The sequence below is a fragment of the Pseudonocardia sp. KRD291 genome (assembly GCF_019263595.1).
Classification (GTDB): Bacteria; Actinomycetota; Actinomycetes; order Mycobacteriales; family Pseudonocardiaceae; genus Pseudonocardia.
This window is the reverse complement of record NZ_JADQDD010000045.1, coordinates 22,553-28,708: the sequence shown is the minus strand read 5'-3', so window position 1 is coordinate 28,708 and position 6,156 is coordinate 22,553. Positions and strand designations below refer to the sequence as shown.

Below are 6,156 nucleotides of genomic sequence, written 5' to 3'. Positions count from 1 at the left end.
GGCCCCGACGACCGCACGATGGAGATCCGCGGCATGGGCGCCGCGAACGGCGCGGGCGGCAGCGGTCACGGGCCCTCGGTCGTCGTCGCCGGGGGCGGGTCGGCCGGGCACATCGAGCCCGCGCTGGCCGTCGCCGACGCGATCCGGCGGCTGGTCCCGTCCGCCACGGTCACGGCGCTGGGCACGGAGCGGGGCCTGGACACCCAGCTCATCCCGGCGCGGGGCTACAAGCTGGAGCTGATCCCGCCGGTGCCGCTGCCGCGCAAGCCCAGCGGCGACCTGCTCAGGCTGCCCGGACGGGTCCGGGGCGCGGTCTCGCGGGTGCGGGAGGTGCTCGAGCAGACCCACGCCGACGTCGTCGTCGGGTTCGGGGGGTTCGTCGCGCTGCCGGCCTACCTCGGCGCCCGCGGGCGGGTACCGGTCGTGGTGCACGAGGCGAACGCCCGTGCCGGCCTGGCCAACAAGGTCGGGTCGCGGTTCGCCTCGGCCGTCGGCGTGGCCGTCGAGGGCACCGGGCTGGCGAACGAGCAGGTGGTCGGGATGCCGCTGCGGCGCTCGATCACCGGGCTGGACCGGGCGGCGCTGCGCGGGCAGGCCCGCGCGCACTTCGGGCTGCCGCCGGGCGGCCCGGTGCTGCTGGTCTTCGGCGGCTCGCAGGGTGCCCGCACGCTGAACTCCGCCGTCGCCGCGGCGCTGCCCGCGCTGGTGCACGCCGGGGTCGCGGTGCTGCACGCGCACGGCCGCAGCGGCACCCCCGCGCCGCCGATGCCCGGCTACCGGCCGCTGCCCTACATCGACCGGATGGACCTGGCCTACGCCGCCGCCGACGTCGTGCTCGGGCGCAGCGGGATGACCACGGTGGCCGAGCTGACCGCCGTCGGGCTGCCCGCGGTGTACGTCCCGCTGCCGCACGGCAACGGCGAGCAGGCGCTCAACTGCGGCCCGGTCGTGGCGGCCGGCGGCGGGCGCCTGGTGCCGGACGACGAGCTGACCGGCGACCGCGCCCTGTCCGAGCTGATGCCGCTGCTCACCGACCCGGGCCGGGCCCTGGACATGGGCCGCAATGCCCGCGCCGCCGGGCACGGCGACGCCGACGAGCGGATGGCCCGGATCGTGCTGGACGTGATCCGCCGATGAGCGCCCCGGAGCGCCCACTCCCGTCCGTCCCCGGCCTCGGGGAGCACGTGCACCTGATCGGCATCGGCGGCGCCGGGATGAGCGGCATCGCCCGGATCCTGCTGGCCCGCGGCGTCGCGGTCTCCGGATCCGACGCCCGTGACTCGCGCCCGGTCCTCGCGCTGCGCACGCTCGGCGCGACGGTCGCGGTCGGGCACGACGCGGCGAACCTGGACCTGCTCGGCGGGGGCCGGCTCGACGGGTCCCCGACCGTCGTCGTGTCGACCGCGATCCGCGAGACGAACCCCGAGCTGGCCGCGGCCCGCGAGCGCGGCCTGCCGGTCGTGCACCGGGCCACCGCCCTGGCCGCCCTGACCGTGGGCCGCCGGCTGGTCGCGATCGCCGGGACGCACGGCAAGACGTCCACCACCTCGATGGCCACGGTCGCGCTGCAGCACTGCGGGCTCGACCCGTCGTTCGCGATCGGCGGGGACCTCACGGCGTCGGGAACCGGGGCCCACCACGGCAGCGGTGACGTGTTCGTGGTCGAGGCCGACGAGAGCGACGGGTCGTTCACCGCGTTCGCGCCGTCGGTCGCGGTCGTCACCAACATCGAGCCCGACCACCTGGACCACCACGGCGACGAGGCGGCCTACCGGGCCGTGTTCGACCGCTTCCTGGCCCGGCTCACCCCCGGCGGGGTGCTGATCACCTGCGCCGACGACCCGGGCGCGGACCGGCTGGCCCGCACGGCCGAGGACGCCGGGACGACGGTGCGCCGCTACGGGCGCACCGCGGCGGGCGGCTCCGACGCGCGCCTGCTGGAGTTCGCACCGGACGGTTTCGGGTCCCGGGTCCGTTTCCGGCACCGCGGCGAGGAGCTCGAGCTGCGCCTCGGCGTGCCCGGCGAGCACATGGCGCTCAACGCGCTGGGCGCCTACCTGGCCGGGGTCGAGCTGGGCGTGGACACCGCGTGCCTGGTCGAGGGACTGAGCGGCTTCGACGGCGTGCAGCGCCGGTTCGAGTTCAAGGGCCGCGCCGGCGGCGTCACCGTGTACGACGACTACGCCCACCACCCGACCGAGGTCGCCGCGACCCTGCGCGCCGCACGCGAGGCCGCCGGCGCCGGGCACGGGAGCCGGGGACGGGTCCTGGTCGCGTTCCAGCCGCACCTGTACTCGCGGACCGCCGCGTTCGCCACCGAGTTCGGCGAGGCGCTGTCGCTGGCCGACGAGGTGATGGTGCTCGACATCTACGGCGCCCGGGAGGACCCCGAACCCGGGGTCAGCTCGGCGCTGGTCACCGACGCCGTCCGGCTCCCGGCCGAGCGGGTGCACCGCGCCCCGTCCTGGGAGAGGGTCCCGGCCGCGATCGCCGCGCTCGCCACCGACGGCGACATGGTGATCACGATGGGTGCCGGCGACGTCACCGTGCTCGGCCCGGAGATCCTGCGCGAGCTGGACGGCGCCGGCGTCCCGGCCCGGCCGGAGCCCGGGGCGGGGCAGCAGCGATGACCGGCCCGGGCGGACGCGGCGGGCGCCGGTCCGGCCGGGACGCCTCCGCGGGCGCGAGGAAGGCCGCGCCGGGAACGAGGAAGAAGTCCGCACCGGGTGCGGAGGCGGCACCGGGGCAGGAGACCGCGCCCGGGCCGGAGGTGGTGGGGGAGAAGAGTCCCCGTACCCCGGAACAGCAGCGGCGCGCTGCCGAGCGGGCCCGCACGCTGCGCGAGCGACGCGCCGCGGAACGGGCCGGGTCCGGCGCCGAGGGGTCCGGCGGCGACCGGTCCGGCGCCGACCGGTCGGCGGCAGAGAAGTCCGCCCGGCCGTCCACCCCCCGGCCGACCCGCGCGGCCCGTCCGCCCGCGGAGCGCGCGCGCTACCGGCGTCGCCGGCTCGTCGGAGGCCTCGTCGTGGCCGCGGTGCTGCTGGCGGCCCTGGCCGCCGGGGCGTGGTGGGCGCTGGGCCGGTTCGGCCCCGCCGTGTCCGAGGTGCGGGTCGACGGCAACCGCGCCGTCACCGCAGCCGACGTGCGCGCGGCCGCCGGCGTCGACCCCGGCACCTCGCTCGCGTCGGTGGACACCGGTGGGGTGCGGGCCCGGGTGGCCGGGATCCCCGGCGTCGCGAGCGTCGAGGTCGGGCGCAGCTGGCCGGACGCGCTGACGGTGACGGTCACCGAACGCGCCCCGGTCGCGGTCGCCGACGCGCCCGGCGGGCGCCGGCTGGTCGATGCGACCGGGCTCGCCTACCGCGCGGCGCCGCCGCAGGCGCCCCGGCTGCCGCTGCTCGCCCTGCCCCGGGTGGCGCCGGACGACCCGGCGACCGCCGCCGCGGTCGAGTTGCTGGCCGCGCTGCCCGGCCCGGTCCGCGACCAGGTCGACACGGTGGTGCTCGGCGCCGGGGGGACGACCCTCGAGCTGAACCTCACCGAGGACCGCCGCGTCCTCTGGGGGCGCTGGGCCCGGACCGCCGACACGACCGCGGACACCGCGGCGAAGACGGCGATCATCGGTCCGCTGCTGTCCCGGGAGGGCTCGGTCTACGACGTCTCCAGCCCCGCCCTGCCGACCGTGCGTCGATGATCGGGAACGGTCCGTCCCCGGCCGGGTGAACGGCGATCACCCGGACACGGGGCTTGCGCGATGTCGCTGCGCGTGCCCGGACGGGCACGCACAGGTGCCGGGCGCTGCAGAAACACCCACACGGGGTGTTGTCCCCGCGCGGCGCGCCTGCTGGACCGCCGACCGGACGGGACCTAGCGTTCGACCCCGAAGGCCCGGGGTACCCGGAGCTGGACCGGACCCCGCGCGATGAGGAAGGTGCCGCCATGACGCCCCCGCACAACTACCTGGCCGTGATCAAGGTCGTCGGCATCGGTGGCGGCGGCGTGAACGCCGTCAACCGGATGATCGAGGTCGGCCTGAAGGGCGTCGAGTTCATCGCGGTGAACACCGACGCACAGGCCCTCCTGATGTCCGACGCCGACGTGAAGCTCGACATCGGCCGGGAGCTGACCCGGGGTCTCGGCGCCGGGGCGAACCCGGACGTCGGCGGCCAGGCCGCGCAGGACCACGCCGAGGAGATCGAGGAGGTCCTCAAGGGGGCCGACATGGTCTTCGTCACCGCGGGGGAGGGCGGCGGCACCGGTACCGGTGGCGCGCCCGTCGTCGCGTCGATCGCCCGGAAGCTGGGCGCGCTGACCATAGGTGTCGTCACCCGGCCGTTCACGTTCGAGGGCCGCAGGCGCGCCGGGCAGGCCGAGGACGGCATCCAGGCGCTGCGCAACGAGTGCGACACCCTGATCGTCATCCCGAACGACCGGCTGCTGCAGCTCGGTGACGTCGGGGTCTCGCTGATGGACGCGTTCCGCTCCGCGGACGAGGTGCTGCTCTCCGGTGTGCAGGGCATCACGAACCTGATCACCACGCCCGGCCTGATCAACCTCGACTTCGCCGACGTCAAGAGCGTCATGTCCGGGGCGGGCAGCGCGTTGATGGGCATAGGGTCCGCGCGCGGTGAGGGCCGGGCGGTGCAGGCCGCCGAGAAGGCGATCAACTCGCCGCTGCTGGAGGCGTCGATGGACGGCGCCCAGGGCGTGCTGCTGTCCATCGCCGGCGGCTCCGACCTCGGCCTGTTCGAGATCCACGAGGCCGCGTCGCTGGTCCAGGAGGCGGCGCACCCCGAAGCGAACATCATCTTCGGCACGGTGATCGACGACTCGCTCGGCGACGAGGTGCGGGTCACCGTGATAGCAGCCGGGTTCGAGGGCGGCACGCCCACGCACAAGAAGCTCGAGCCCGCGGCGTTCCGGTCGCCGGGCCAGCGCGCCGCCGACTCGGCCGCGCAGGCCGAATCGGCCCCGGTCCCGGCCGCCGACTCCCCGGCCGCCGTCTCCGCCGCGGCGCCGTCCGCGCCGGCGACGTCCGCCCCCGCGACGAACGGCAACCACGGCAACGGCTCCTACGCCGCCGGGGCGAACGGTGCCGGGTCCGGCAACCCCGTCTCCGGCGGTACCGGGGCCACCGGGCAGTACCCGATGACCCCGCAGACCCCGGCCGCGCGTGCCTCGGCGCCGGAGCTTCCGGCGGTCGTCGCGCCGCCCGCGGGCCAGAACCAGAACCAGGCCGGGACCCTACCCCCGGCCGCGCCGTACGCACCGCCCGTCCAGCGCCAGCCCGACGTCGCGCGGGCGGCGGAGGCCCCGCGGCACCACGGCGAGTACGCGGGCGAGCCCGCCTCCGCCGTGAGCTCCTCGACCCGCCCGGGCCCGGACAACGGCCCGGACGACGAGGTGGACGTCCCGCCGTTCATGCGTCGCTAGTGCGCGTCCGCCGGGTGACGACCACCCGGGCGGGCGGCCGGTCCACCGGCCCGTTTGCCCGGTTCAACCTCTCCCGCGGGGTCGGCGACGACCCGGACGCGGTCGCGGGCAACCGGTTCCGGCTCGTCCGCGAGCTGGGCCTGACCGGAGCGGTGTTCCTGCAGCAGGTGCACGGCACGGCCGTGGCCGTCGTCTCGCAGGCCCCACGCCCGACCGCGCCGGACCACCCGGACGCCGACGCCGTCGTCACCACCACACCCGGGCTGGGTGTGGCGGTCCTGGCGGCGGACTGCGTCCCGGTGCTGCTCGGCGATCCCGCGGCCGGGGTCGTCGCCGCCGCGCACGCCGGGCGCAGGGGCGCCGCGGACGGCGTACTGGACACGACGGTCGCGGCGATGACCGAGCTCGGCGCCCGTCCGGAACGGATCGAGGTGCTGCTCGGCCCGGCCGTCTGCGGGCGCTGCTACGAGGTCCCGGCCGCGATGCGCGACGAGGTCGAGGCCGTGCTGCCGGGCAGCGCGTCCCGGACCCGCACCGGCACCGCCGGGCTGGACCTGCGGGCGGGGCTGACCCGCCGGCTCGCCGACCTCGGCGTGACCCGGGTCGGCACCGACCCGCGCTGCACGATGGAGGACCCGGACCTGTTCAGCCACCGCCGCGACGGCCGGTGCGGCCGGCAGGCCGCGGTCACCTGGCTCGACCCCCGCCCGGCCTGACCCGTGG

The 6,156-nt window shown here is 77.1% G+C and carries 5 protein-coding genes; all 5 read left to right on the top strand.

Annotation, left to right across the window (positions count from 1 at the left end):
* Positions 1–18 precede the first annotated feature (18 nt).
* The 5 genes from I4I78_RS09310 to pgeF all read left to right on the top strand — a co-directional run bounded on the left by I4I78_RS09310 (position 19) and on the right by pgeF (position 6,149).
* Positions 19–1,137: a glycosyltransferase gene (locus tag I4I78_RS09310; protein ID WP_218610842.1), complete on the top strand. Its 1,119-nt coding sequence runs from the start codon at positions 19–21 to the stop codon at positions 1,135–1,137.
* Complete coding sequence (gene murC / locus I4I78_RS09305) at positions 1,134–2,630, top strand: UDP-N-acetylmuramate--L-alanine ligase (RefSeq protein ID WP_218610840.1); 1,497 nt, start codon at positions 1,134–1,136, stop codon at positions 2,628–2,630. Before I4I78_RS09310 ends, murC begins: the two co-directional genes overlap by 4 nt.
* The gene (locus I4I78_RS09300; protein WP_218610839.1) at positions 2,627–3,694 is read left to right on the top strand and encodes a cell division protein FtsQ/DivIB; all 1,068 of its coding nucleotides are present in this window, start codon (positions 2,627–2,629) and stop codon (positions 3,692–3,694) included. The genes murC and I4I78_RS09300 overlap by 4 nt, the downstream gene beginning before the upstream one ends.
* Before the next feature lie 245 nt (positions 3,695–3,939).
* A complete protein-coding gene (ftsZ, locus tag I4I78_RS09295) occupies positions 3,940–5,433 on the top strand; it encodes a cell division protein FtsZ (protein WP_218610838.1) in 1,494 nt (497 codons plus the stop codon).
* The gene (pgeF, locus tag I4I78_RS09290; protein ID WP_218610837.1) at positions 5,433–6,149 is read left to right on the top strand and encodes a peptidoglycan editing factor PgeF; all 717 of its coding nucleotides are present in this window, start codon (positions 5,433–5,435) and stop codon (positions 6,147–6,149) included. Before ftsZ ends, pgeF begins: the two co-directional genes overlap by 1 nt.
* The last annotated feature ends 7 nt before the right edge of the window (positions 6,150–6,156 follow it).

Coding starts and splice junctions, on each gene's coding strand:
- I4I78_RS09310 (WP_218610842.1), top strand. CDS start 19: ATGGAGATCCGCGGCATGGGCGCCGCGAACGGCGCGGGCGGCAGCGGT.
- murC (WP_218610840.1), top strand. CDS start 1,134: ATGAGCGCCCCGGAGCGCCCACTCCCGTCCGTCCCCGGCCTCGGGGAG.
- I4I78_RS09300 (WP_218610839.1), top strand. CDS start 2,627: ATGACCGGCCCGGGCGGACGCGGCGGGCGCCGGTCCGGCCGGGACGCC.
- ftsZ (WP_218610838.1), top strand. CDS start 3,940: ATGACGCCCCCGCACAACTACCTGGCCGTGATCAAGGTCGTCGGCATC.